Consider the following 25,171-nt stretch of genomic DNA (forward strand, 5'->3'; position numbering starts at 1 on the left):
CTATTAACCTACAAGATTAGGAATGAACCATTACAACTTCTGACAAGGAGATCTGATTATAGACTTCTCTTAATTGTACTAGGACGAACGAAGGTACGCCCTTCCATCTCCAGTAACCTAGTGCGCAGTTCATTTGATGAGAAATGTTCACCGATGAATACGGCAACGTCAGGCACTTCGCCTTGTGGTGTGATTTTCATAAAATCAGCTTCACGATAGGCATATTGGAAAAGAAAGCGGCTGGAGGTGTCATTAAAGGTCACAATACCTTTAGCTCTATAAACATCACGCGGTAATTCCTTAACGAACTGTTCGAATTGTTCACTGTTTACTGGACGTTTAAAATAATGTGTGTACGCCATAACATGATCGTGGCTAGTATGTGTGCCTCTAGTCGTGTGTTCATCTTCATCATGCAAGAAGCTCTCACTGCCATCCTCAACCTCTTCCAATTGTGCATCCGTAAGAACTCCACCTGCATCACGCAGCAATTCCTCCGGTTCTACATCACAACGCACAGTTGGCAGAATGGGTGCATAAGCGTTCCATTTCCGTAGTACAGCGGTAACCTCTTCCGCCTCTTCAGCGGTTACACGGTCAATTTTATTCAATAGCAAGACAGAAGCGCAGCGAATCTGCTCCTGCATCAAACGATAAGTTGCCCCCTGCTGTGCGCGATACAGTTCAAGAAGATGTACGGCATCAACAACGGTGATCAAGCTTTTCAGTTCTACCTTTTGATACAACGAAATTTCGGTTACGCCATCTACAATTTCCAGCGGATTTGCAGCTCCTGTTGCCTCGATCACTACGACATCCGGTGTCTCCTTCTTAATGAGTGTTGCCAGCTCTGTACTAAGATCACTTCGGATAGAACAGCATATGCATCCACCAAGTAGTTCTGCCATAGGGACAGTTTGCTCAACTAGCAATCCATCCAAATTCACTTCACCCAACTCATTCATCACTACTGCAGGGCGTAAACCCTGATTTTTCCAATGATCTAGTAGGCGCTGCAGCAATGTTGTTTTGCCGCTCCCCAGAAATCCTGACAATATATACACAGGTACGACCTGTTCCATGTTTCATCGCTCCCCAGCAAATTACAGTTATGTGTAGCGAGTGTACTACATGCGCGCGAAGCACGCAAGCGGCACCCCAAATTCCAGCTGCATTCTGTAAGTACACGTAAGCTTGTCTTTACTTCTGCCATCCCCTATCATGATAACATCTCTAATCTAGGAGTTGAGCCATTTGTCATCTGTTGAAGAACATCGGAAAGAAGCGCCTCAAACCGTTTCCTGCTATATCATTACTGTCTCGGATACCAGAACTACTGAAACAGATACCGGAGGAGCTTTGATTAAATCTATGCTCGAAGAAGCCGGGTATGAAGTGATAGGCAGCACCATTACGAAAGATAATTATCAGGATATCCGTGAGCTATTGTATAAATGTGTTGACCAGGCCGGAATAGAAGCTGTACTCCTCACAGGTGGAACAGGGATTTCTCCACGGGATACGACGTATGAAGCTGTTGCCTCTTTGCTAGATAAAACATTACCTGGATTCGGTGAGATTTTTCGGATGCTAAGCTTTACAGAGGACATCGGTTCGGCAGCTATTCTTAGTCGAGCCATCGCAGGCACCATGGGAAAGACCGCAATTTTTTCTATGCCTGGCTCTGCTGGAGCCGTAAAACTGGCTATGGAACGGTTAATTATCCCGGAACTTCGCCATGTTATGCGTGAAATTTACAAGCGTTAAGCAAATACCCATTTTTAAATACAATAGACAAACAACCAAGCAGGCTTTTGTTCTGTGCGTATAATACGGTAAGTCCACACACAAAAGGAGCTGAAGGAAATGTCTGAATGTCCAAAATGCCCGGCCCAAACGGTAACTGACCCACCTAAGGTGGTTTATCAAGATCACTTCCATCCACAAGTAGTAAATGTGATTCATCCAGTTGAAATCGTTAGACGTCATCACTGTGTACCCGTTCCTCGCCATTGCTACACCTATTCTGTGAAAGATGTTTTTTGCGACAATAACATGATGCCTAGAGGCGGAAGATAACTCTACTTCACACCACTATTAAAAGTCCCCAATAAGTGAGAGACAGACCCGTGCTAAATGCATTGGGTCTTCTCTCGCTTCTTTTGCAGAAAACATTTGACAAAATGGATCGTTTATCTAGTCTGTATGTCTTCTATCAACCGGAGCACCAATCGCGGGAAGCGCAGGGACAGTGATCTCTACCCGTTATCTATTAGTTAAGACAGAACAATATGCTAGAGTTAAGGGCCACTGGAATTTGTTCTAGTGATTCACGATAGCACAGCTATAAAAGCAAGCCTCTGAAAATAAAATGGCTTGTTTTTTCAAAGAAAGGATCGATCAGAAGTCAAACAGCAGCACAATGTAACTCGAAGATACTTCCGTTTAACTAATCGCTCACTGTAAAAGACAAAATGTCGAATAAACCTGCAAAAAGTACATCTTTATATGAAACGTGGCGGACTACAGATTAAGGGGGTCAAGCCGTAATTGCAGTTTTCTTTTGTCTAGCGAAAGGTTTGGATGACCATGAGAATAAAATTCCATTTGGGGTCGTGAATCGGTACTCATGATTTATCTTTGTTAAACTCAGAGTCAGGGTATCATCGGAGACCATGCTTTAAGGCGGTCAAACTCATAGATCGTTCGGAGATGATAGGGTTCTTTTTCATTTTTCCTTTCAAAAACACCCATGTATCCAACCTCATTAAAAATAACGTATTCCAATGTAACCCGCTGATCTGGGCGGTTAGATTGCCAATAATAATGTAATTCTAACGGAGCCTCATACCATAACCAATCTAAATCCTTAATTGCTACATTTCTATGCTGGAGAACCCATATACTGAAGGCAACATGAGGATCCTCTACAGGTATTTCTGACTTTGGATTCTTTTCTTTCAATTGACTCGCAGCCGCCTTAAGAACTCCATTCATATCTGATTCGACGGAAAATTGTGAAACGGATTTAATCTGATTAAATTGCTCAGTATATTTATTAGCCTTCGTTAGCTCATGGATTTCATTCAAACTAATCTTAGGGCCATAGAAAATAACACAGACACTAATTAACCCAAAAATAAGCGCTTTCGAGAAAAGAAACTGCTTCTTTTTATACATATAAATTAATGCAATAAAAAAGCCCACAGGAATCAGTAAGCCGAACAAATTGATGTAGAACTCACAAAGTAAAAAGGCTCCAATAATTAACGCCCAATCCTTTAATCTCAATGTTTTTCGCTGATCCCAATAGGACACTAGTAATGAAACAATAAAACAAATCCAAAAGATCCAGCTCAATAAAATCAGTCCTCCTCTCTCCTACATTCTCCATATAATACCACATCCAAGGGGGTACCAAGAGGACTCCCAGCATGTCTTACAACCCAATTATTACTCAGTCCTTATAAAAGAATCCGGATAATTGGCTACAAATTGAATCATGTCATCAGAGATCTCCCATCTAAAAACGGAAGTCAAAACCGGATCTCTAAAAAAGGATTGGACTGCTTTATGATTAAAATCAGCTGAGTAATTCTCGAACTGGGCTCTTTCGTGGTTTGCACGCAGCTTTTGTAGGTTAGCAGCTTGAGCTGGCCCCTTTACAGAAAAATCAAAGTCCTCTAAACGAATCTTAATTCTTTCTTGGTTTCGCTGAGTCATCACCTCTATCTGTAGCTGATTCAGATCGTATACCAGGCTATACACAGTATCCTCGCGCCGTGCTGCGGCAAGTACTTTAAATGCAAAATCCGTGTCAGGCGTTTGCTCCGCTAATGTGCTTAATGCTTCATAGGCAATCTTATAGCGATCCAGTGAATTCTGTTCATAAGCATCCCGATCTTCCCAGCCCTTGAAATCCACCCTCTGAATCTCCTGTACAGCTTCCTCATACACTGTATTAGCGATAATAGGCATGGAAAGCTTGCCTTTATATACAACCAACCTTCCATCTAAAAACTCAAGAATCGCTTGATTGCCCCTCCGGTCAGCCAACAGATAATGTAAACTAGAAGTGCTTTGATCGATACGAACCGTCGTAGCTGCTACCAATGCTTCCTGAACAGTAGCACAGGTATCAAGTAAATATTGAATAAAATGCAGTTCACCTAAAGCGGGTCGTTCATCCACCGCAGGATATTTAGTCTGCCAAAGTGTCGTTTGCTCCACCACCAGCCCTGCTTCATTCATCCCCCCATTAGGATTTTCTTTTCCAATTTGTGAGATGGTTAGGCTTCCATACTGAGAAATCCAAGAAGCGGGCTGAGCTGGAGGCATCATTAATGCAGTCTTCTGTAAACCTCTTTGGTTCGTAAAAAGATACACTCCATCGTAGATTACATCTTGATTTTTACAGACTCTATTGAATTCATTTTTAAGCATATGGAAGGTTGTACTCATGTTCATCTCCCTTTTCTTATAGCAGCTTGTTTAGAACCTCTTTATTTTCATTTTCCATATGATCCAGAAAAGCTAAACATAACTCTTCAATCTGCTTATTCTTTTGATCTAAGAGGGCTGAGAATCTTGTAATCAAGGTCTGCTTTCTTTTTTCCCATTGCAGCTGTTGCAATTTCTGTAGATAGCCTTCCTTCTCCGGATTCTCCTCTTCATTCCTTAACATCCGGGTTAAAAAAAGAATTTGCACCTCGATTTTCACTTCTGGTGTTAGATCAAGCAAGTAATTGTTCTCATCAATCAACAGATCAGCATCCACTTTGAAAAATTCTGCCAATGCTTGCAGTCTTTCTTTGGGTACAGGACGACGTTTCTTGACCCAATCACTAAATTGTTGCGGGGTCAGCCCTACTTCTCTGCATACATTGGTGTACGTCACTTGATGAATTAATGCAAGGTATTGCAAAATTGTTAGGGCAGATACAGTAGTATTACTTTCCATGATCACCATTCCTTATTGACATAAAATATGTCTAATCCAATTAAACCCATCTTACATTTTGACGTATTTTATGTCAACCGTACATCTGTTCTATACAGTTATATATAAAATAACCCGACAGAGAAATCTGTCGGGTTATTCATTTCATCATTATCTTTTACAAATCAGGATGCTCATGTTTTGCTTTCAGACGATTCCAGCGACGCTCCACTTCTGCCTCGAAGCTGCGTAAAGCCGGCTCATTCTCAGGCTTCAGTAAGTGACGGGTTTTGCCCATGGTCTTCAGCCAAGCTGAGAGCTCAACACGTTTGCCTTTGTCCTCTGGATTGTACGTAATATTCGTAGAACCGTGTTCTACTTCATACAGTGGGAAGAAGCAAGACTCAACAGCCAGCGAGACGATGTTGGTGCCTTCTTTATCTTCCGACATCCAGTTCAGCGGACAGGCGATCAGGATTTTACCGTACACTAATCCTTCATTCTGAGCGTACCACTGTGCTTTTGCCGCTTTCTTCACAAGATCCTGCGGGTAAGCTTCAGAACCTGTAAAGACATATGGAATGTTAGTAGCTGCCATAATTTGAGCAGTATCCTTATGCTGTGTAACTTTACCTTGCTGATTCTTACCTATGCTGGAAGTAGAAGTACGGTGACCCAATGGTGTTGAATAGGACTGCTGAGCCCCTGTATTCATGTAACCTTCATTATCGTACTCTACGATAATCATTTTGTGACCGCGTAGTGCAGCCCCAATCGCAGGTCCCATTCCGATATCCATACCACCATCACCCGTTACCATTACAAATGTAAAGTCGTCTTGAAGTCCAAGTCCGTCCAATTCACCGCGGCGTTTGCGTTCCCAGAACATTTCTACCACACCAGATAAGGTAGCAGCACCATTTTGGAATAGGTTATGAATAAACGTAGATTTATGAGAAGAATATGGATATCCTGTAGTTGTTACCATGGCACACCCTGTATGATACAGAGCAACGATATCCCCTTCGATCCCTTTGAAGAACGTCTCCAGCCCTGAGAAAATCCCACAGCCCGGACATGCGCCATGACCAGGTGCCAGCCGTTTAGGTTTCTTCGTCAAGCTGCGCAGTGGGGGTATTCGCACACTTAATTTCCCTGTAGCTTCATCCTGTTTAACCGTAATTAACCCTGTCTTCAACGCATCAAAGTTCATCGGCTTCAATAGACGCTGTGGCGCTTTGTCCGGCGTACCTGGATTGTGACCATAGTAGTCAAACGGTACTTCAACACGGTTTGCAGCAACAGCATCTAGTGCCAATTCAAAGAACGCATGACCATCTTCTGCGTAGAAGTCCTTACCGCCCAACCCGTAAATACGGCTAATGACCTTTGTAGTAGTGTTACCATAGGTGAACAGTGCTGCCTTGATCTCATTTACCATATTACCGCCGTGACCACCAACCGAATCTGCACGGTCGCCTACGGTGATTGCCTTTACATTTTTCAGCGCTTCCGCAATTTGCTTCTGCGGGAAAGGACGTATCATATTCGGCGAAATTGCACCTGCTTTGATCCCTTGCAAACGAAGCTGATCTACAACATCTTTAATGATCTCTGAGGCAGAGTTCATCAGGAATACGGCTACTTCCGCATCTTCCATCCGATACTCTTCGATCATAGGATAGTGTCGTCCAGTCAATTCAGCGAATTCCTTCGCAATCTCTTCGAAGACTTCACCCGCATTATACATGGCTACCGACTGCTGATAACGGTTGTTGATGTAGTCAGGTTCATTCATGTACGGACCTACAGTAACCGGATTATTGCGGTCCAATGTATCCGTAAAGCCCACCGGAGGTTGTGGCCCAACGAAATTATGAACATCCTCACGATGTGCAAATGCCTGTACACGACGTTTCTGGTGAGAAGTAAAATAACCGTCTGAAGCTACCATTACTGGAAGACGTACTTTGGCGTGTTCAGCAAGCTTTAATGCCATCAGGTTCATATCATAAACGGATTGTGGATCACGGCACATCAGTATCGGCCAGCCCGTATTCAGCGCAAAGTACAAATCAGAATGGTCACCGTGAATATTAAGCGGACCGGAAATCGAGCGGCAGATCAAATTCATAACCATAGGCATCCGTGTACCAGCTTGTACCGGCAATTGCTCAAGCATAAACATATATCCTTGGGCACTTGTAGCATTAAATACACGACCGCCAGCCGTCGAAGCGCCATAACAAATTCCAGCAGAACTATGCTCCCCATCTGATGGAATAAGCATAATATCATGCTGGCCGTTCGCTTTCATCGTATCAAGAAATTGAGCCACTTCTGTCGATGGGGAGATCGGAAAATAACCCATGACATGATAATTAATCTGATGAGCAGCATAAGCTGCCATTTCATTGCCGGATTCATATAGGAATTTCTGTTCTACCTTCGTAGAACTTACTTCTTTTTCATAATCAATAGCCACGTATGTTCCACCTTTCCTCCGTATATTAGGCCTGAGTAACGAGATCGAAAATATGCCGGACCGTATGGCTCTCTGCGTAGCCATCTTCCTCGCGCTCGCCAGACAATGCCGTTGTAGGGCAAGCTTCTACGCATTTCAGACAGCCTTTGCAGTATTGATAATCGATTCCTTGCAGGAACATTTGCGGACGTCCCTTCTTATCCGGTTGCTCCTCCCAAACAAAACATAAATCAGGGCATACCGTATCGCACTGCGCACAATGAATACAATCATCTAATTTAAAATGAGGCAATAAACCGGATCTTGAAATGCTGAGATTCTTTAAAAAGCTGCTGCCAGGATTTGTAATGGTACCCCCGATCGGCTGTGTTTCATAACCTAAGGCCGAAATATCGGACCGGACGAACTCAGGCATAATCGCACCTTCAGGCAATGGAAAATGCATGAAAGTAACCTCATTAAAGCCACGTTCGAAAGTAGTTAATGCGGATTGAACAGCCTGCGGATATTTTTTGCCAAGAGATTTCTCGATAACACCCTTCATAATTTCAGGATCCAAGAAATCGCACATCCGGAACAACGCGCCTAACATCGCCATGTTTACGCGATTCTTCTCATCTAATGCGATCGTGGTAGCATCAACAACGGCAATAGTTCCAGCCATCATGTTTAGAGAAGACTTCAATTCCTCCGGTGACTTGGCTGAGTTCACAAGCACTGTACTATGATCATAAATTCCGCTAGTCACGTTGACGGTTTTAGCCAACGCTTCATGGAATATTCCTACGACATGTGGTCGTTCTACCGGTGAAGTGTCGCGAATATGCGTGTTCAAATCACAAAAACGGATATGCGCTTTTACCGCTGATCCCTTTTTCTCAGAACCATAGGATGAGAAACTCACTCCATTCATTCCAGCTCCGACTACTCCTGCTTCTGCAAGCATTTTACCAGCTAAGTTCGCGCCTAGCCCTCCAATTGATTCCAGACGAATCTCAAAAAATCCGAGTTCGTTCACTTTTGGTAACTGTACCACCGACATAGCCCCTTTCAGAATGTCATCCGTATAATATCCTTATGACTTTTTCAAAGATTGTATCTTGATTTTGCAAGTCGCGAAGTGACAAATCTTGCATTTTCCATGTGTTACCTAAACTTATTTAGCTACTTTTATTTAGCAATAAAATTAAAAATTAAGATGTTAAATTCATCACATTCTTCATGATAAATATCACACTCCAGTGAAAAGACAGCCTTCTTTATAAAAATGTGTGTTATTTTTACTTTTCAACTAGTCCATTTCAGGATAAACTGATGCTTGGTGTAATTTTTCGAAGACAGCTTAGGAGGCATTAATTGTGAAGTCAAACGAAGCATCATTACAGAAGAAATTGCTTCCTCGGCATATCAGCTTTATGGCGATGGGCGGAGTAATCGGTACGGGGATTTTTAAAGGGAGTTCTGAGACCATAAGCATTGCCGGACCTGCGGTTATTCTTACTTATGTATTAGCAGGCTTGCTACTCTTAGTGGTCATGGGAGCAATAGCCGAAATGGCTACGGTGTACCCGAATAGGAACATGAAGGACTTCATTCGTGAAGCTTTTGGAGAACGACTCTCCTTTATCGTGGGTTGGTTATATTGCTTTATGTGGTTGACCGTCTGTGTAATTGAAATACTGGCAGCAGGAAGCTTCTTACAATACTGGTTACCGGATGTTCCATTATGGCTGCTTAGTCTAGCAAGTGGCGCTTTAATTATCGGCATCAACATGATGAGTGTAGGTGGTTACGGAGAAACGGAGTTTTGGTTAGCCGGTATCAAAATTGCTATGATCATCATCTTCATTATCTTAGGAAGCTCATTGATTTTTGGGCTATTGCCAATGACGGAAGCTACTCCATACTTACACAACTTTACGGACTATGGTGGATTTCTCCCACGAGGATGGACCCCCATCTTCTCTGCACTACTTGTCGTCATGTTCTCATACGGCGGGTCAGAGTTGATTGGGCTAACCTTGACAGAAACTCAGGATGCAGAAAAGGTCTTACCTAAGGTTGTCAAAAGCTTCATTCTGCGCGTCATTCTGTTTTATACCTTACCGATCTTAATCATCTGCGGATTAATTCCCTGGAATCAACTGAATGAGCATACAAGCCCGTTTGTTCAGGTGTTAGCCGCTACAGGACTTAAGGGTGCCGATCACGTTATGAACTTCATTTTGATTACAGCGGTACTCTCTGCTGCCAATTCTGGAATCTATGGCGCCACCCGGATGCTGCACTCTATGGCGTCACAGGGCGAAGCACCACGCAGCTTAGCAAAAACCTCTGCAAAAGGTGTACCCATCAACAGTCTCAAGCTCTGTGCCGTTGTTCTTGTTATCGGTTCATTGTTAGCGTACTTCGCACAGGATGGACTGTTCCGTTTACTAATGGCTGTTCCAGGCTTTGTAGTTATTCTCGTATGGATCAGTATTTGTATGTCACAGCTTAAGCTGAGAAGATCCTATCCGAAAGAACCAACCTTTAAGGTATGGGGATTCCCTTATATAACTGCTATTACACTTGCATGTTTAACTATTATTGCGGTTTCCTTTCTCTTTGATGCCCAGAACCGTATCAGCATAGGCACCTGTTTAGGAGTCCTGTTGATGCTAACGATTTGGTCGTTCGTAAAATTCAAGAAAAAGAACTAAAGTATTAGCTAGGACTGATGTATCAAAAAGAGGTGTATCCCTTGTTCTTCGACAATAGCGAAGAGAGGGATGCGCCTCTTTTAATTGTTGCCATTCAGCCACGCGTTTACATTACTCTCCCTTGCTTTTTTTGTATATTTATTTATTTAACACTAATCATGACTCCCTTACATACAATGTCTCGTGACAAATGACTATTGTAATTAATAATGGGGGGACCAGAAATGTCTATGTATAATAATCCTACTTCGATTTATCCCAATGGGATGAGAAATACAACTGTTGACGAAAGAGAAATGGTGATGTCTCATCCTGTCGTCGTAGAGGCAAGACAAATTGCTATGAATCAAATTTTAGTTACTTACGATCAACCTGCGGATTTAGCATCAGCAACAAATATTTCGAATTATTGGATAAGAAGTAATATGCCAAATCCAAATGACATAGCAAGTGTAGGAATGGGAGAGGCTCTTACTAGAGAGAATACGATTCGTGCTGATAAGGGAATGATAGCTGCAATTGATAATTCAAAAATGAGATTTGTTATGACCTTCAATACGAATGCTACTATGGGTGTTCTTTATATCTTGCTCCCTTGTTTTGTTAATTTAGAAGGGAGATCCGGGTATACAGGGGCAAACTGGGGGCCGTTTAGCAGAAATATGTTTATCGGACTGTAGTTATTAGAATGGGAGGCATATCCCTTGCTCTTCACATTAGCGAAGAGTGGGATACGCCTCTTTTAAATGTATACATTCTAGACCAATTTTTTTGATCATGGAAGATTAATTATCAAAGCCGGGCGCACGCCGTCACGGGCTACACTAACATTCGCATAGCTGCGAATGCTACAGCTCGGACCGACAAAAAAAGCACGTGAAGGTTTGTTTCCCTGTGTTCGCAGCCACCACCAGGAGCAACCAGTCTCTTCGCCGTCTTTGATGATATAGTTATCTTTATCCGTTTTATCATATACGTATAAGCTGCATCCATCGGACTTTTTCATTTTAGCAAATTCCGTGCCAACCGCACGCCGTAGTTCTTTGCCATGTATCTCTGAGAATGCCTTTATTTCCTCAACACTAAGCAAAAAAACGTTGTCCTCTGTATCAGGGGTACCCTCTCCGTTGTCTGTGCAATGAGTCGTCTTTATTAATTCCTTCTCGGCAGCATTGAATGCGGTTTGATAGAATTCATCGTTCAACCACTCTCGTAAATCACTTTCGTGCCACGTAATATCCACGCAATCACGCCATTTAATATCTGCGCTCTTGCCGTGATACCTCTTGCATTCCAAAATGTACTCGCTCAAAACAAACAGTTCACTACCTGAGTTATGTAGAATTCGCCATTCAATCGGCAGTTCTTTACCATCCTTCGATTGTGAATACGTGCCGAAAGTAATGATTTCGCCCGGCTTAAAGTTCATGTTCGAGGTAAAAGCATGCTTAGCCTTGTCCATCAGGTTCTCCTCCTTATTTGCTCCCGAAAAAACAAAAAAACGCGGGTACTTCACTCTCCCGCGTTAACACTGTTGACAGAATTGCTCCTGCAAAAACTACTCTATATCCGGTCGTATATGCTCAGCGATTAACTGCTGCTTGCTAGTCCAGACCTTTTCACTTAAATTCACCCGATATACCTCGGGATTTAACTTACGTTGATACTCCGGCCAGAATAGATCCTTTTGCTCCCGATGATAACGGCGAACCTCATTCAAATCCGGCAAAGTATACACTTGAAATCCATTAACGTAAATAGGTTCTAGCATAGGCAATGCCTCGTAACGCTCAACATACTTATGCATGTATGGATGGAGCGGATTAAACAGCTTCAAACGTGCACCGTTACGCGGAGCTTCCTCTTCTGGGAAACAGATATAATCCGCAAGTGCTTTGCCATTTTTACCGATGATCCGGAATACGTCCTTCTTGCCAGGCGTGGATACTTTCTCAGGATTCGAAGAAATCTTGATTGTCGGGATCATTTCTCCAGTAGCGGACTCAATTTCCACCAGCTTATAGACACCACCCAGAGAGGGTTGGTCCGAGGCGGTGATCAGTTGTGTACCCACACCCCAAGTATCAATTGCTGCGCCTTGCAGCTTCAGATCCATGATCGTGTTCTCATCCAAATCGTTGGAAGCGACTATCTTCACATAGTCCAGACCAGCATCATCCAACATCTTACGCGCTTGACGGGATAGATAAGCCAAGTCACCGCTATCCAAACGTATACCGACCATTTTTTTACCTTGAGCCTCAAGCTTCTTGGCCGTATTGATTGCATTAGGCACCCCACTACGGAGTGTATCGAAGGTGTCGACCAATAGTGTAACTTCGTCCGGCATCACCTTAGCATAGGCATCAAAAGCCTCCTGCTCGCTGCCAAAGCTCTGGACCCAGGAATGTGCATGTGTTCCCTTGGTTGGAATACTAAACATTTTGCCTGCCAGCATGTTGGAAGTAGCATCAAAGCCGCCAATATAGGCCGCTCTAGCCCCCCACACCGCTGCATCAGCTTCTTGCGCACGCCGGGTACCGAACTCCAGCAAGATGTCATTCGGAGCCACCTGTTTAATTCGTGAAGCCTTAGTAGCGATCAACGTCTGGTAGTTCATGAAGTTCAGAATGGCTGTCTCCACCAGCTGAGCCTCCATAATTGTCCCTTCCACACGGATTAATGGCTCATCTGGAAAAATCAATGCGCCTTCTTTCATCGAATGAACGGTTCCCTGAAAATGAAACTGCAACAGTTCCTCCAAAAAAGCTGGCGCATAGTTCTCTTCTTGCTCAGACAAGTAACGGATATCATCTTCAGTAAACCGCAAACCGCCGATATATCCAACAATACGCTCTAACCCAGCGAAAACAGCATAGCCGTTACCGAAAGGTAGCTTACGGAAATAAGCTTCAAATACAGCCTTCCGTTTATGCGTTCCGTTCACCCAGTGAGCGTACATCATATTGATCTGATACTTATCCGTATGTAGTGCAAGTTCTCTTCTCAAGTCCTCATCTCCTAATATCTACGCTGCTATATGTGTATGTTTTGTTCTAGTATTATGCCTTAACAACGTCTGCTCCTAAACTTCCCCGGAAATGTTCTAACGCCCAAGTATGTCCATTTGGATTAAAGCTGGCAACTGCATCTTCATGCACAATAATTGCAAATCCTTTGTTATATGCATCCACTGCGGTGTGCAGTACACAAATATCTGTACAGACACCAATTAAATGAAGTTCAGTAATGCCACGCTCCCGCAGCTTAATTTCCAGATCCGTTCCACTAAAAGCGCTATAACGCGTTTTGTCCATCCAATAAATAGAACCTCGATTGTGCTCATACACAGATTTCAAACTTCCGAACAACTCACGTCCTTCACTTCCGCGTATATTATGAGGAGGAAATAGTTTGCTCTCCGGGTGGTAAGGGTCTTGCTCTTCATGTAAATCCACGGCCATAACGACATAATCGCCATTTTGGGCAAACTCCGACGTTAATTGGCTGATTCTAGGCTCGATATCTACGGCTGGCTGACCCACCGGCAGATTTCCGTTGACAAAATCATTCGTAAAGTCGATCACTATTAGTGCTATCATGAGATGAATCCCCTCTCCTGATTTAAACCACTACGTGTAGATGGATAACAAAGGCTCATGATCTGTGAACATATAGAGCTGAGCTGGACGCTGGGAGTATTGATTTGAACTAAGCGCATTTCCCTCTTCATCTCTTACTTCTTTTAATATACCCTGACGGCTACGTGTTGAAGTGATTTTACGAATAAAATTCGGTTCCTTAAATTCCGGCACTACCGTTTGAATGACTTGATAGAGCTCACTGAGAGTAAAATGTCTAGGTAAAAACTGTCTTGCGATCGTAGTCTGAAGCATTTGTTGTTGAATTCGCAAGTATGCATCCTTGATGATATCATGGTGATCAAAAGCGAGCTCCAGCTCTTCAAGTGCTTCCTGCAACGTAAATAAACCTACCTCGCCAGCATCATCCGAAGCTTGTCTCTGCTCCAACATCCATTCTTCTACAAGTGCAAAAAAAGCATGACTGATGATCCATCCGCGAGGGTCGCGGCCTGGTGTACTGTAAACACCCAGATATTCCAAATGACCGCCATCTACACCCGTCTCTTCTTTGAGTTCACGTGTAGCCGCAGCATAAATGGACTCATCCTCCTGACAGAATCCGCCTGGGAGAGCCCACATTCCAGCACATGGCCATTTCTTTCGTCTAATTAACATTACCTTAAGCTCACGTAAGGGAAGCGTCTTCGTGACCGTCTTACGTTCGCGTTTGGTCAGTGTAAACATTACGATGTCGGCCGGAACTCCGTCCGGTGTACGATATTTTTTGGCGTTATAGGTTTGTTCCCCATTTTCGCTCATATTTGCCCCATCCTTTTCCGAAGCTATAATTTTACTAATTCGTATCTTTAAATGTACCAAACCTTAACTTCTAAAATCAACAACTGGACTTAGAAAGATTAGGATTATGTATAGTGTAAAACTTAAAGGGGCGGATCTGCATCCGCCCCCTAAACTGAGTGTGGGTTATCCGCATGTGGTCGGAGGCGCTTCGGTGCCGGCTTCCACATTTATTTTTTCCGAAACCGTATCTCTAATCACGGAAATGACAAGCTGGAGAAGATAATTGATGTCACTCTGGCTCTGTTGAAATTCGTTCACGACTGGAATGCCGTCAATTTCATCCTGCAACACTTCAATTTCACGCTCGATCTTGGCTACCATATCTTTATTATTAAAGCTTTCGAAGGCGACAATCTCCTTCTGCTTTTTCTTAATCGTTGCAATTAGACCTTGAACCCGCTCGTGGTTCAGGATTTTTTGCTCAGCCTGCTGAAAATGCTTTACTTCTTCACTTGTCGAGATCAATGAAGCTAGTTCTTTAGCTTTACCCATAATATCCTCGCGTACGATCAAGTCACGGGTATTATAAGTCTTCATCCCATATTTATTCAAACGTTGTTCCTCTGTACTCACAAGCCATCTCCCCATTCGTATGTGATGATTAATGAACAGCAGCAGCTTCTGCCACAATATCCCCTTTGATGTACCATGTTTTGGTATCTGTAATTCTCACTTTTACAAAGGTGCCAATAAGCTCCTTCGAACCTTCAAAATGGACCAGCTTGTTCGCACGGGAACGGCCAGAAAGGACTTCCGAGTTATTCTTACTCTCGCCTTCTACCAGTACCTCGACGACTTCACCTAGCATACGGTCATTAATGATCCGACTATTCTCTTTAATGAGATCATTGAGTCTTTGCAGACGTTCGCTCTTCACTGACATCGGTACATTGTCCTCCATAGCTGCTGCAGGGGTACCCTCACGAGGTGAATAAATGAACGTATATGCCATATCATACCCAACCTCGCGCACTAGCGATAGGGTATCTTCAAATTGTTCATCAGTCTCTCCAGGGAAACCAACGATAATATCGGTACTTAATACCGCATTAGGCACACTTAGCTTGATCTTACGAACTAATTCCAGATAAACTTCACGAGTATATTTGCGACTCATTTTCTTAAGTACGGCAGTACTTCCCGATTGAACCGGTAGATGGATATGCTCCACCAGGTTGCCGCCTTTGCCGAGTACTTCAATCAATTTATCGTCAAAATCACGTGGATGCGAGGTCATGAAGCGGATACGCGGGATATCAATTAAACGCATATCATCCATTAGGTCACCAAAGGTGTAATCGATGTCTGTAAAATCCTTACCATATGCGTTTACGTTCTGCCCTAGCAAAGTCACTTCCTTGAATCCTTGACGCGCTAGCTCTCTTACTTCAGCAATGACGTCTTCCGGACGGCGGCTTCGTTCTTTTCCCCGTGTAAAAGGTACGATACAGTACGTACAGAACTTATCACAGCCATACATGATGTTTACCCAAGCACGCATACCTTCACGTTTCTTCGGTAAGTTCTCAATAATGTCGCCTTCCTTAGACCATACCTCCACTACAAGCTCTTTACTGAATACAGCTTCTTTAATGAGATGGGGCAGACGGTGAATATTATGCGTACCAAAGATCATATCCACGAATCCATGCTTAGACATAATCCGATTGACAACGCCTTCCTCCTGCGACATGCAGCCACACACGCCCAGCAAAAGACCTGGCTTTTCAATCTTCAAGTTCTTAAGATGACCAAGCTCTCCAAATACTTTATCCTCGGCATTCTCACGAATGGCACAAGTGTTGAGCAGAATGAGATCCGCATGATTCCGATCATCAACGCTTTTGTAGCCCATCTGTTCTAATAGGCCTTTCATCGTTTCCGTGTCATGCTCATTCATTTGGCAGCCATAAGTCGTAATATGATAATATTTGTCTACTCCGAAATTCTGCATTTCTTCAGGAATCTGGAAATCATAATGCACTTCTATTTCTTCCTTGCCACGCCGTTTTCCTTCTTTGTAATCAGGCTGGCTATTAATTTGCACATTTCTTCCTTTAATCCGGTAAGTAATCTTACCTTCTTCTTCACTAATCACCTTAGCGTCGCTAAAATCAAAATATCTCGAATAATCTTTAGAACCCTTGCCGGATTTTAAGTCCGGTGAGTTATGGTTCCCCTTAGTCATGCTGTTTTCACGTCCTCTATTGTTAAACAATTATTTTTATACTTTGCTAATTTAAAATTATAACATATTGCTGGGCTAAGTTAGAAGTACCCGACCTTTGAATGACGGAATAGAATAGTTCTTCTCTACAAAAAAATACCCCGCCAACGATTGGCAGGGTCAAATTCCATTATATTAAAGGGGGGGGTATGCTTGTAATATAAGCAGATATTATCCTATTGAAACAGATAAACGGTCTCTTACACAAAAAAATGCCATGCTGTGTTCAACAAGCATTAGTACAGTGATTTAGTAGCGTCCGGAGTGAACGGAATAATCTCGTCTATAGCTCCACTTTGAACTTTGGCAGGCCAAGCCGGATCGCTAATAAGTGCTCTGCCAACTGCCACTAAATCAAACTCTTCACGGTCCATTCTTTCCAGCAATTCATCTATGTTATCTTCTGGCTTCTGAGCTTTATCTTCTGCGAAAAAGTCACTTTGTAAGCCAACAGAGCCCACTGTAATGCATGGCTTCCCAGTAATCTTCTTAGTCCATCCCGCCAGATTTAGTTCAGATCCCTCAAATTCAGGTTGACTGAAGCGACGAGTGGAGCAGTGGAAAATATCCACCCCAGCATTGCTAAGTGGGGTCAGGAAGCTTTCGAGCTCAGCTGCATTTTTTGCCAGCTTCTCATCATAGGCACCCAATTTCCATTGAGAGAAGCGTAACACGATCGGAAAATCTGGCCCAACCGCTTTACGGCACGCTTCAATGATCTCAACAGCAAATGTTGTTCTACCTGCCAAATCACCACCGTATCGATCGGTACGTTTGTTCGTTCTTTCCCAGAAGAACTGGTCTATCAGATACCCATGTGCGCCGTGAATCTCAATGCCATCAAAACCCACTTTTTTAGCGTTCGCTGCTGCTTGAGCAAATGCTGAGACTAAGCTTTCAACTTCAGCTGTAGTCAGCGGCTCTGTCACAGGTTCCCCTGCTAAATTCAAACCAGAAGGGCCAATAGGAAGGGCTTCAACATTAGGGCCTTCCCCTATAGTCCGCGCCATTCCCACATGCCATAATTGGGGGATGATCTTACCTCCAGCTGCGTGAACTTCTTCTACCACCTGCTTCCAGCCCTCTAAAGCCGCTTCTTCATGTAGATTGGGGATATTGGCGTGGCTGACTGCCGAAGGATGATTAATGGCTGTGCCCTCGGTAACAATCAATCCTACTCCACCCTCTGCCCGTCTGCGATAATACGCGGCAACATTACCCCCTGGTACACCATCCGGAGAGTATACCCGTGTCATTGGTGCCATGACAATTCGGTTGGCTAATGTAAGATTCCCCACTTGAAAAGGTGTGAATAAGAGTTCAGTATTCATATGTTACCTCCATTTAATTATTAGATAACTTTAAGTAAGCTTATTATCCACCCAAAAGATGGGAAATGCAAATTTTAAGATCTTCATGTAAGAAAAAATCATAAAAACCGGACCTCGCAAAATCTGCGAATGCCCGGTTTTATCCTATTACGAACTTCTTAACCCTCAAGAATACCAGCTTTTGGAGTTACTCCGAACGCCTTAGCTAAATCCCACAGCTGCTGATCCGTGATCTTTTGCTTCATTTCTCTTCCGCCAATCAAGTTGTAGATCTTAGCAGCCTTCTCAACAGTCTCTACTAGACCAAAAGTGGCATCCATAGTGGAGCCTGTGCCGAAAATCCCGTGCTGCGGCCAGATCACTAGGCGGTGATCCTTCATTTTCTTAGCCGTTTCGCGGCCGATTTCACTGCTGCCAGGAACAATCCATGGAATGACACTAACGCCATCCGGGAAAACAACAAGGCATTCTGTGCACATTTCCCAAAGCGTCTTCGTAAACTTCAATTCATCCAGATCATGCGTGAAGGTCATCGCGATAACATTCGTAGCATGTGTATGCAATACGATACGGTGCGTAGGGTCAACCTTCAGTCGCTCAATATGGCTCATGAAATGTGAAGCCAATTCACTTGTAGGTACAGCCCAGTTCCGTAATCCCCATAACACTTCTACGCTTTCACCGTCGGCACTAACACGAAGCACACCGAGATTGGCTTCCGGGTCTTTGATCACATTTCTGAAATACTTGCCAGAGCCTGTCACGATGAAGTATTTGCCGGCTAATTCTTTTACAGGGAAGGTAAGTTTAATGGTGCGTAGTGGCTCTAGGACGTTAATATATTTAGCAACCTCATTTTCATCCAGCAGATAGCTGACATTACCGCCATTCAGCTCATCCCAGCCAAGCTCCCACATATGACGGGTAATCTCTGACATTTCCTGAATAAATGGAGCCTCACTACTTGCAATATACCCTTTGGATTCCAAAACAGATGTACTCATTGTCAATCTCTCCTTTGTATATGCTGCTCTCCACATCCACTCTAGCACTCTATCTTGCAGACAGAACTTCCTGTTCATAACTCTTCACTTCCGCCAGCCATTGCTCCCGAACGGATGTATCTTGTGATGCACAATAATAATCCCACACGGCTCCAAACGGATACGATTTGAATTCTTCCGTAAGCGCTAGTCGTGAAGTGTAATCACCAATCCGCTCTATTCTCTTTAATTCTTCCACCGGTTCGAGCATTGCGCGAAGTAACGCCTTAATGGTATTGCGTGTACCAATCACCCAAGCAGCGATATGATTAATACTGCCATCAAAGAAATCGAGTCCGATATTCGTTCGGGAGAGTAAATCCCCACGCACCAGTTCACGGGCAATTTCCAGCAGCTCGTCGTCCATCGTTACAACGTGGTCACTGTCCCAACGGACGGGTCTGCTTACATGCAGCAGCAACTGCTCGCTAAACATAAGAATCGAAGATAGCTTATTTGAGATCATCTCCGTAGGATGGAAATGTCCGGCATCCAAACAGATAGCTTTACCGCGAGTTAAACCATAGCCCATGTAGAACTCATGTGATCCAACCACATAACTCTCAGAACCGATTCCGAACAATTTACTTTCTAAAGCATCAATATTATAAAGAGGATCTATTTCCACACTGAAAATCTCATCCAACGACTCCTTTAACCGCACTCTTGGCGCTAAACGATCGACTGGTGCATCTTTATATCCGTCTGGCACCCAAAAGTTAGTTACGCAAGGTTGCCCCAGCTCTTTACCAAAATGTTCAGCAATCGTCCGCGAAGCCTTACAATGCTTAATCCAGAAGTTACGAATCTTCTCGTCAGAGTGACTTAGCGTAAAACCGTCTGCAGCTTTAGGATGTGAGAAACAAGTAGGGTTAAAATCAAGGCCCAGCCCCTGCTCTTTCGCCCAGTCTACCCAAGATTGGAAATGGCGTGGCTCCAATTCATCTAAATCAACTTTTTCATCTGTATCTGCATAGATCGCATGTAAATTTACTTTGTGCTTACCAGGAATAAGGGATAATGCTTTTTCTAAATCTTGACGCAGTTGATCTGGCGTGCGAGCTCGGCCGGGATAACTTCCTGTTACCGCTATTCCCCCGCTTAGTTCTTTATCTTTAAAAAGAAACCCTTGTACATCATCGCCCTGCCAGCAATGGATGGAAATCTTAATTTGCGCGAGCCGCTCCAGCACGTTCTCCACATCAATCCCGTGGGCTGCGTATAATTTTTTGGCTTCATTATAGCTAGTGATAATACTCTGATCCATGCTGTAGTACCTCCTAAAATCATATAGCGTAAGTTTAATTAGATTTGATGTTGTATTTTGGACAACTGAAGCTCTTTCCAGCGAATTAGAATTTCTTCAAGATGAGCGGTCTGGCGCGGTGTGAACGACTTTATCTCAAATGATTCAGCGATAATATCTCTTGCTTCATTAATATCAGTTAGGCTTCCCGTGCTAATCATCTGCACCACTAGATTACCAAGTGCTGTGGATTCCGTTGGGCCAGCCTTAACTTCTCTGCCTATAACATCAGCAGTCAGTTGGCATAACAGGCTGTTGTTAGCACCTCCACCCACAATTTGCAGAACCTCGATCCGGCTTTCTATTAATTCTTCTAGTTCTTCCAAGTAAGTAAGGTACGTTAATGCCAAGCTGTCAAAAATAGAGCGAGCCAACTGACCTGGCGTCTCAGGAACAGGCTGCCCGCTCTCTGCGCAGGCATTACGAATCTCTTCTATCATATTTGAAGGATTGAGAAATCTTGGATCATTACAGGAGATCAGGCTCCGGAAGCCTTCTTCTCCATGTGCAAGCTCTGTTAGTTCCGCAAAGCTATAACGATCGTCCATTAGCCTGCGAACCTCTTGGATGAGCCAAAGGCCCATAACATTTTTGAGGAATCTATAGGTTCCGTATGCGCCCCATTCATTGGTGTAATTGGCCTTCATGGCCATCATAGAATTGAGTGGCTGAGTTCGTTCAACACCGAGCAATGACCATGTTCCACTGCTGATATACGCGGAGTCCCTTTGAAGAGGGGCACCCAGCACTGCAGAAGCTGTATCATGTGTGGCTACACAGATCAGTTGGCAATCCGGAAGATCATATTCCTGAAATAGTGCTTCATCGAGGGGGCCAATAATTACTCCAGGTTCAGTCAATGTAGCGAATTGATCTCTTTTAATATTCAGAAAATCCAACAGGTCATTATCGAAATCTCGACTCTCTAGATTCAATAGCTGAGTTGAAGATGCATTAGTAACCTCATTGATCTTGCACCCCGTTAATCTGAAATACAGATAATCAGGCACGAGTAAGATTTGATCCGCTTGGGCTATTTCTTCTTCACTGTGAACATAAAGCTGATACAACGTATTAAAAGATAACTGTTGAATACCAGTCTTTTCATATATAGTTTGAGGAGAAATATGCTTAGCTACCTCATCCATAGCCTTATCGGTTCTACGATCACGATAAGCGTAAACCTCTTGAATACGTGTTCCCTCTGCATCCACAAGAACATAATCTACAGCCCATGTATCTATCCCCAGCGTACACGCTGTAATGCCTTGCCCCTTAGCTTTCTGAAGCCCTATAATAATCTGCTCGAATAAATAATCTATGTCCCAGAAATAAGAATCCTCTTGTTCTACAAAACGATTGCTAAACCGATGAAGCTCCTCTAAGGTGAGGACGCCCTCTTGCAGTATTCCGCGTACTAACCGCCCACTAGAGGCACCAATATCCACGGCGATATGATTATTCATAAAGAATCTCCTAAAGTAAGGGATGAATTATAGTATTTTTTTGAATAGTGCAATGACTTCTTCCTTCGTAGGAATAAAAGGATTACCCGGTGCACAAGCGTCCTTCATGGAGTTCTCTGGCTAAAAGATCAAGATCGACCTCATCTACTCCAAGCTGATGCACCATCGCATGCAAATAACCAAGTCCGCCTAGGAAAAATGCATACACCATTTACTCACGAATATTGATCGGGTGGAACGTAAAACACATGTGTGCTCATTTCTTGACCAGCCTCCTAATGTTAATTCATCAACACCAAGTTTAATCACTTTACTCTGCATTCTAGAGCGCAGTATTCCGGCTGCTGCGCCTCAGGCTGGCCTCTGAATAGCAGCTGGGCCGGCCTTGCATCACACTAACTCGACTAATCTCTAAGGGAATTATTTCCTTCTTCATCGTATGCCCCTAAATCTTTGTTGTCAACATTTTAAATATAATTTATGTTGTTTTTGTTTGTTTTATATCTGTTTTGTGAATATTATTGGAAAGTACAGATGTTTTTACGTTGTTTTCATTGCAAAACACAGATATTTAGCGCTATGATTGTAAAATATAGCTTTGGAAAGGTGATTCCTATGCTTGCAGCCGAAAGACGTAAAAAAATTATAGATCTCGTCCATCAAGATAAACGGGTACTGGTCTCTGATTTGAGCCGGATGTTTGAAGTTACAGAAGAGACGATACGCAGAGATTTGGAGAAGCTTGAGAAGGATGGCATCCTTAGTCGTACCTATGGCGGTGCTATGCTGAATCGTCATACGAATGAGGATCTGCCTTTTGTTACACGAAATGCCTTGAATACAGATATTAAACGGGGAATCGCCTTGAAGGCACTCGATTTAATCAATGATGGAGATACATTAATGGTAGATCCAAGCTCTACAGCCTTTGAGTTTCTAAAATTGCTCGGCAACAAAAACAATTTAACCATCATCACAAACTCCATTAATATTTTGCATGTGTTCTCGAATTCAGGAATGGATATCATCTCTACCGGCGGGTCACTTCGCTACCGGTCATTATCGCTGGTGGGACCCGTAGCCCATGACACCATTCAAAGATACAATGTGGATACTGCGGTCATCAGTTGCAAAGGAATGGATATGGAACGAGGCATCACAGATTCCAACGAACCGGAGTGTGAGCTTAAGAAGTTCATGCTGCGGCAAGCGAACAAGGTCGTGCTCCTGGCGGATCACACCAAATTCGATAAGACTGCTTTTACGAAGCTGGTTGAGCTTGGCCAAATTGATTTCTTGATCACGGACCGTAAGCCTTCTGAAGCTTGGCTGAAACGTCTGAACGAGGACAATATTGAGGTTCTCTATTAACATAGGTAATAACATACTGAGCCTAATTTAAAAAATGCCGTTCCCCATTGAGCTATGGGTGACGGCATTTGTTGTATTTTTCAGCCTTATCTTTCTGTAGAAACCTGAGAAATTGATATTACATCTATGGAAGAATGAATAGGATCTGCCTGCTTTACTTGTGTAGAAGCCTTCTTCCTACAGATGTAAACAAGCGCTGGCGGGAAATTTAACAGCACCCATTTAACACTCACTATATCAAAATGCTGCATTAATTCCTTCTTCATTTGAGGAAAATATTCAAAAGTGATGAACCAGCCACTCTCTTTTAAAGAAGAGATGATTTGTTCAAAGTAAAGCGTCCGTTCTGAGGCTGAAAAATTCCTAAAAGACAAACTGCTCACGATGCAGTCTAACTTCTCTAACCTTCTATTATGAAGTGCAAGCCTTAGCCGCAGGCAATCGTTTAGAAAAATACGGCCAGGAAATTTAAGTCTTAGTTGATGACGAAAATCAGGATCCTTCTCAAACAGGAGCACATTCATCCCGGTCTCTTCCCTGCTTGGAATAAATCTTGTGATGGCTCCAGTGCCCGCACCCAGTTCAGCGATGTTATGCATTTCTTGCCACGGAAGGATGTCAAGCATCGTTTTTGCCAGCCAGCGTGAACTGGGAGTAACGCTTCCTAATTGTCGGGGCGCATGCAGAAATTTATACAGAAAATGAATTCTTTCTCGAATTCCGTTTCGCATGTCAACTCCCCCTTATCGTAATTTCCCCATCTAACTCTAAAATATGTTAAAAGGATTAAAGTCGTACTCGATCTATTCTCTCCATTTATTAATTTTTGCAAAACAAAAGCCCAAATTTCACCGCAGAATGAATTGCGAGGAAATTCGGGCTAATGATTAACATTAATTACTTCGTTTCAACGGCATGTCCACCAAATTCATTCCGGAGTGCAGCCACTACTTTACCAGTGAAGGTATCGGTCTCAAGTGAACGGTAGCGCATTAATAACGCCATCGCGATCACTGGTGTTGCAGCTTGCAGATCAAATGCGGTTTCGAGGGTCCATCTGCCTTCTCCGGAGGAGTGCATAATCCCTTTGATCTCATCCAATTTAGCATCTTTCGAGAAAGCACGTTCAACCAGTTCCATCAGCCAAGAACGGATAACAGATCCATGATTCCACACCCGGGCGACTTCCTCAAAGTTGTAATCAAACTCACTCTTCTCCAGCACCTCAAAGCCTTCACCGATGGCAGCCATCATGCCGTATTCGATACCGTTATGCACCATTTTCAGAAAATGGCCGCTACCAGCTTTACCGGCATATAAAAAGCCGCTTTCCACAGCCGTATCACGGAAGATGGGCTCCACAACCTCCCAAGCTTCAGGATCTCCACCAACCATGTAACAAGCGCCGTTCCGCGCGCCTTCCATTCCTCCTGAGGTACCTGCATCCATAAAGCTGATTCCGTATTCTTTCAATTGCTCATAACGGCGAATGGATTCCTTATAATGGGAATTCCCCGCTTCTACGACGATATCTCCTTTGGATAACAAAGGTGTGATCTCAGCGATGACAGAGTCCACAACCTGATGTGGTACCATAATCCAAATGATTCTAGGCGTTTCCAATTGTTGTACCAGTTCAGTAAGTGTTACTGCTCCTTTAGCGCCCTTTGCTTTCATTTCCTCCACAGCAGGTGCATTCAAATCAAATGCGACAACCTCATGTCCATGATCCAGCAAATTCTGGCCCAAATTAAAGCCCATTTTTCCTAATCCAACTAATCCTACTTTCATGTAATTCCCCTCCGATATATAGCTTCTTGTGATGTAATTTCTCCAAATTTGGTAAAAAAAACAGG

23 protein-coding genes and 1 pseudogene are annotated in these 25,171 nt (G+C 43.4%); 5 read left to right on the forward strand and 19 right to left on the reverse strand.

The genetic code is table 11. The features are described 5' to 3' along the window. Positions 1–56: 56 nt before the first annotated feature. The gene (locus tag M2444_RS17970; protein WP_280787665.1) at positions 57–1,082 is read right to left on the reverse strand and encodes a CobW family GTP-binding protein; all 1,026 of its coding nucleotides are present in this window, start codon (positions 1,080–1,082) and stop codon (positions 57–59) included. A gap of 172 nt (positions 1,083–1,254) precedes the next feature. Here M2444_RS17970 and M2444_RS17975 point away from each other — a divergent pair, with 172 nt between their 5' ends. Together M2444_RS17975 and M2444_RS17980 are read left to right on the forward strand one after the other, a co-directional pair. Continuing rightward, the gene (locus tag M2444_RS17975) at positions 1,255–1,767 is read left to right on the forward strand and encodes a MogA/MoaB family molybdenum cofactor biosynthesis protein (protein WP_094868884.1); all 513 of its coding nucleotides are present in this window, start codon (positions 1,255–1,257) and stop codon (positions 1,765–1,767) included. A gap of 99 nt (positions 1,768–1,866) precedes the next feature. Then, on the forward strand, positions 1,867–2,079 hold the full coding sequence (locus M2444_RS17980; RefSeq protein ID WP_094868883.1) for a hypothetical protein: 213 nt from the start codon (positions 1,867–1,869) through the stop codon (positions 2,077–2,079). Between the two features lie 576 nt (positions 2,080–2,655). Here the strand turns inward: M2444_RS17980 and M2444_RS17985 are convergent. The 5 genes from M2444_RS17985 to M2444_RS18005 form a co-directional block, all read right to left on the reverse strand. Beyond that, complete coding sequence (locus M2444_RS17985) at positions 2,656–3,360, reverse strand: hypothetical protein (RefSeq protein WP_280787666.1); 705 nt, start codon at positions 3,358–3,360, stop codon at positions 2,656–2,658. 93 nt (positions 3,361–3,453) lie between these two features. Then, positions 3,454–4,461 carry a carcinine hydrolase/isopenicillin-N N-acyltransferase family protein gene (locus tag M2444_RS17990; protein WP_179281506.1) on the reverse strand — a complete coding sequence of 336 codons (1,008 nt, stop codon included), beginning with the start codon at positions 4,459–4,461 and terminating at the stop codon, positions 3,454–3,456. 16 nt (positions 4,462–4,477) lie between these two features. Beyond that, a complete protein-coding gene (locus M2444_RS17995; protein WP_094875190.1) occupies positions 4,478–4,960 on the reverse strand; it encodes a helix-turn-helix domain-containing protein in 483 nt (160 codons plus the stop codon). Positions 4,961–5,117: 157 nt separating this feature from the next. Next, positions 5,118–7,424: a thiamine pyrophosphate-dependent enzyme gene (locus M2444_RS18000; protein ID WP_280787667.1), complete on the reverse strand. Its 2,307-nt coding sequence runs from the start codon at positions 7,422–7,424 to the stop codon at positions 5,118–5,120. Between the two features lie 25 nt (positions 7,425–7,449). Next, positions 7,450–8,460: a 2-oxoacid:acceptor oxidoreductase family protein gene (locus tag M2444_RS18005; protein WP_094868878.1), complete on the reverse strand. Its 1,011-nt coding sequence runs from the start codon at positions 8,458–8,460 to the stop codon at positions 7,450–7,452. Between the two features lie 322 nt (positions 8,461–8,782). On the opposite strand from M2444_RS18005, the gene M2444_RS18010 reads away from it, so the two are divergent. Beyond that, entirely contained in the window at positions 8,783–10,126 is a 1,344-nt protein-coding gene (locus tag M2444_RS18010) for an amino acid permease (protein WP_094875193.1), read from the forward strand. Between the two features lie 224 nt (positions 10,127–10,350). Beyond that, positions 10,351–10,806 (forward strand): hypothetical protein, encoded by a 456-nt coding sequence (locus tag M2444_RS18015; protein WP_306440371.1) that lies wholly within the window; start codon positions 10,351–10,353, stop codon positions 10,804–10,806. 95 nt (positions 10,807–10,901) lie between these two features. On the opposite strand, the gene M2444_RS18020 is transcribed toward M2444_RS18015, so the two are convergent. The 11 genes and pseudogenes from M2444_RS18020 to M2444_RS18070 form a co-directional block, all read right to left on the reverse strand. Next, positions 10,902–11,588 carry a DUF6273 domain-containing protein gene (locus M2444_RS18020; RefSeq protein WP_280787668.1) on the reverse strand — a complete coding sequence of 229 codons (687 nt, stop codon included), beginning with the start codon at positions 11,586–11,588 and terminating at the stop codon, positions 10,902–10,904. Positions 11,589–11,684: 96 nt separating this feature from the next. After that, positions 11,685–13,136: a nicotinate phosphoribosyltransferase gene (locus M2444_RS18025; protein ID WP_076283476.1), complete on the reverse strand. Its 1,452-nt coding sequence runs from the start codon at positions 13,134–13,136 to the stop codon at positions 11,685–11,687. A gap of 52 nt (positions 13,137–13,188) precedes the next feature. Continuing rightward, on the reverse strand, positions 13,189–13,728 hold the full coding sequence (locus M2444_RS18030; protein ID WP_280787669.1) for a cysteine hydrolase family protein: 540 nt from the start codon (positions 13,726–13,728) through the stop codon (positions 13,189–13,191). Positions 13,729–13,758: 30 nt separating this feature from the next. Beyond that, a complete protein-coding gene (locus tag M2444_RS18035; protein ID WP_042128449.1) occupies positions 13,759–14,529 on the reverse strand; it encodes an NUDIX domain-containing protein in 771 nt (256 codons plus the stop codon). Positions 14,530–14,694: 165 nt separating this feature from the next. Continuing rightward, the gene (locus M2444_RS18040) at positions 14,695–15,144 is read right to left on the reverse strand and encodes a YlbF/YmcA family competence regulator (protein WP_060623306.1); all 450 of its coding nucleotides are present in this window, start codon (positions 15,142–15,144) and stop codon (positions 14,695–14,697) included. Between the two features lie 28 nt (positions 15,145–15,172). Further along, positions 15,173–16,759, reverse strand: coding sequence for a tRNA (N6-isopentenyl adenosine(37)-C2)-methylthiotransferase MiaB (miaB, locus tag M2444_RS18045; RefSeq protein ID WP_280787670.1), 1,587 nt, complete (start codon positions 16,757–16,759; stop codon positions 15,173–15,175). 275 nt (positions 16,760–17,034) lie between these two features. Continuing rightward, positions 17,035–18,129 carry an NADH:flavin oxidoreductase gene (locus M2444_RS18050; protein ID WP_280787671.1) on the reverse strand — a complete coding sequence of 365 codons (1,095 nt, stop codon included), beginning with the start codon at positions 18,127–18,129 and terminating at the stop codon, positions 17,035–17,037. A gap of 158 nt (positions 18,130–18,287) precedes the next feature. Next, complete coding sequence (gene rhaD, locus M2444_RS18055) at positions 18,288–19,133, reverse strand: rhamnulose-1-phosphate aldolase (protein ID WP_280787672.1); 846 nt, start codon at positions 19,131–19,133, stop codon at positions 18,288–18,290. 49 nt (positions 19,134–19,182) lie between these two features. Further along, positions 19,183–20,439: an L-rhamnose isomerase gene (gene rhaA, locus M2444_RS18060; protein WP_094868871.1), complete on the reverse strand. Its 1,257-nt coding sequence runs from the start codon at positions 20,437–20,439 to the stop codon at positions 19,183–19,185. 38 nt (positions 20,440–20,477) lie between these two features. After that, positions 20,478–21,944, reverse strand: a complete 1,467-nt coding sequence (gene rhaB / locus M2444_RS18065; protein ID WP_094868870.1) for a rhamnulokinase — start codon at positions 21,942–21,944, stop codon at positions 20,478–20,480. Positions 21,945–21,971: 27 nt separating this feature from the next. Then, positions 21,972–22,101: pseudogene (locus M2444_RS18070) on the reverse strand (lactaldehyde reductase); the annotation flags it as partial. 458 nt (positions 22,102–22,559) lie between these two features. Between M2444_RS18070 and M2444_RS18075 the strand changes: the two are divergent. Next, positions 22,560–23,315, forward strand: a complete 756-nt coding sequence (locus tag M2444_RS18075) for a DeoR/GlpR family DNA-binding transcription regulator (RefSeq protein WP_094868924.1) — start codon at positions 22,560–22,562, stop codon at positions 23,313–23,315. Between the two features lie 86 nt (positions 23,316–23,401). Here M2444_RS18075 and M2444_RS18080 read toward each other — a convergent pair whose 3' ends face one another. Further along, a complete protein-coding gene (locus M2444_RS18080) occupies positions 23,402–24,046 on the reverse strand; it encodes a class I SAM-dependent methyltransferase (protein ID WP_280787673.1) in 645 nt (214 codons plus the stop codon). A gap of 166 nt (positions 24,047–24,212) precedes the next feature. Further along, a complete protein-coding gene (gene gnd, locus M2444_RS18085; RefSeq protein WP_280787674.1) occupies positions 24,213–25,106 on the reverse strand; it encodes a phosphogluconate dehydrogenase (NAD(+)-dependent, decarboxylating) in 894 nt (297 codons plus the stop codon). Positions 25,107–25,171: the final 65 nt, after the last annotated feature.

Source organism: Paenibacillus sp. PastF-3 (genome assembly GCF_029893135.1).
GTDB classification, from domain to species: domain Bacteria; phylum Bacillota; class Bacilli; order Paenibacillales; family Paenibacillaceae; genus Paenibacillus_AQ; species Paenibacillus_AQ nitricinens.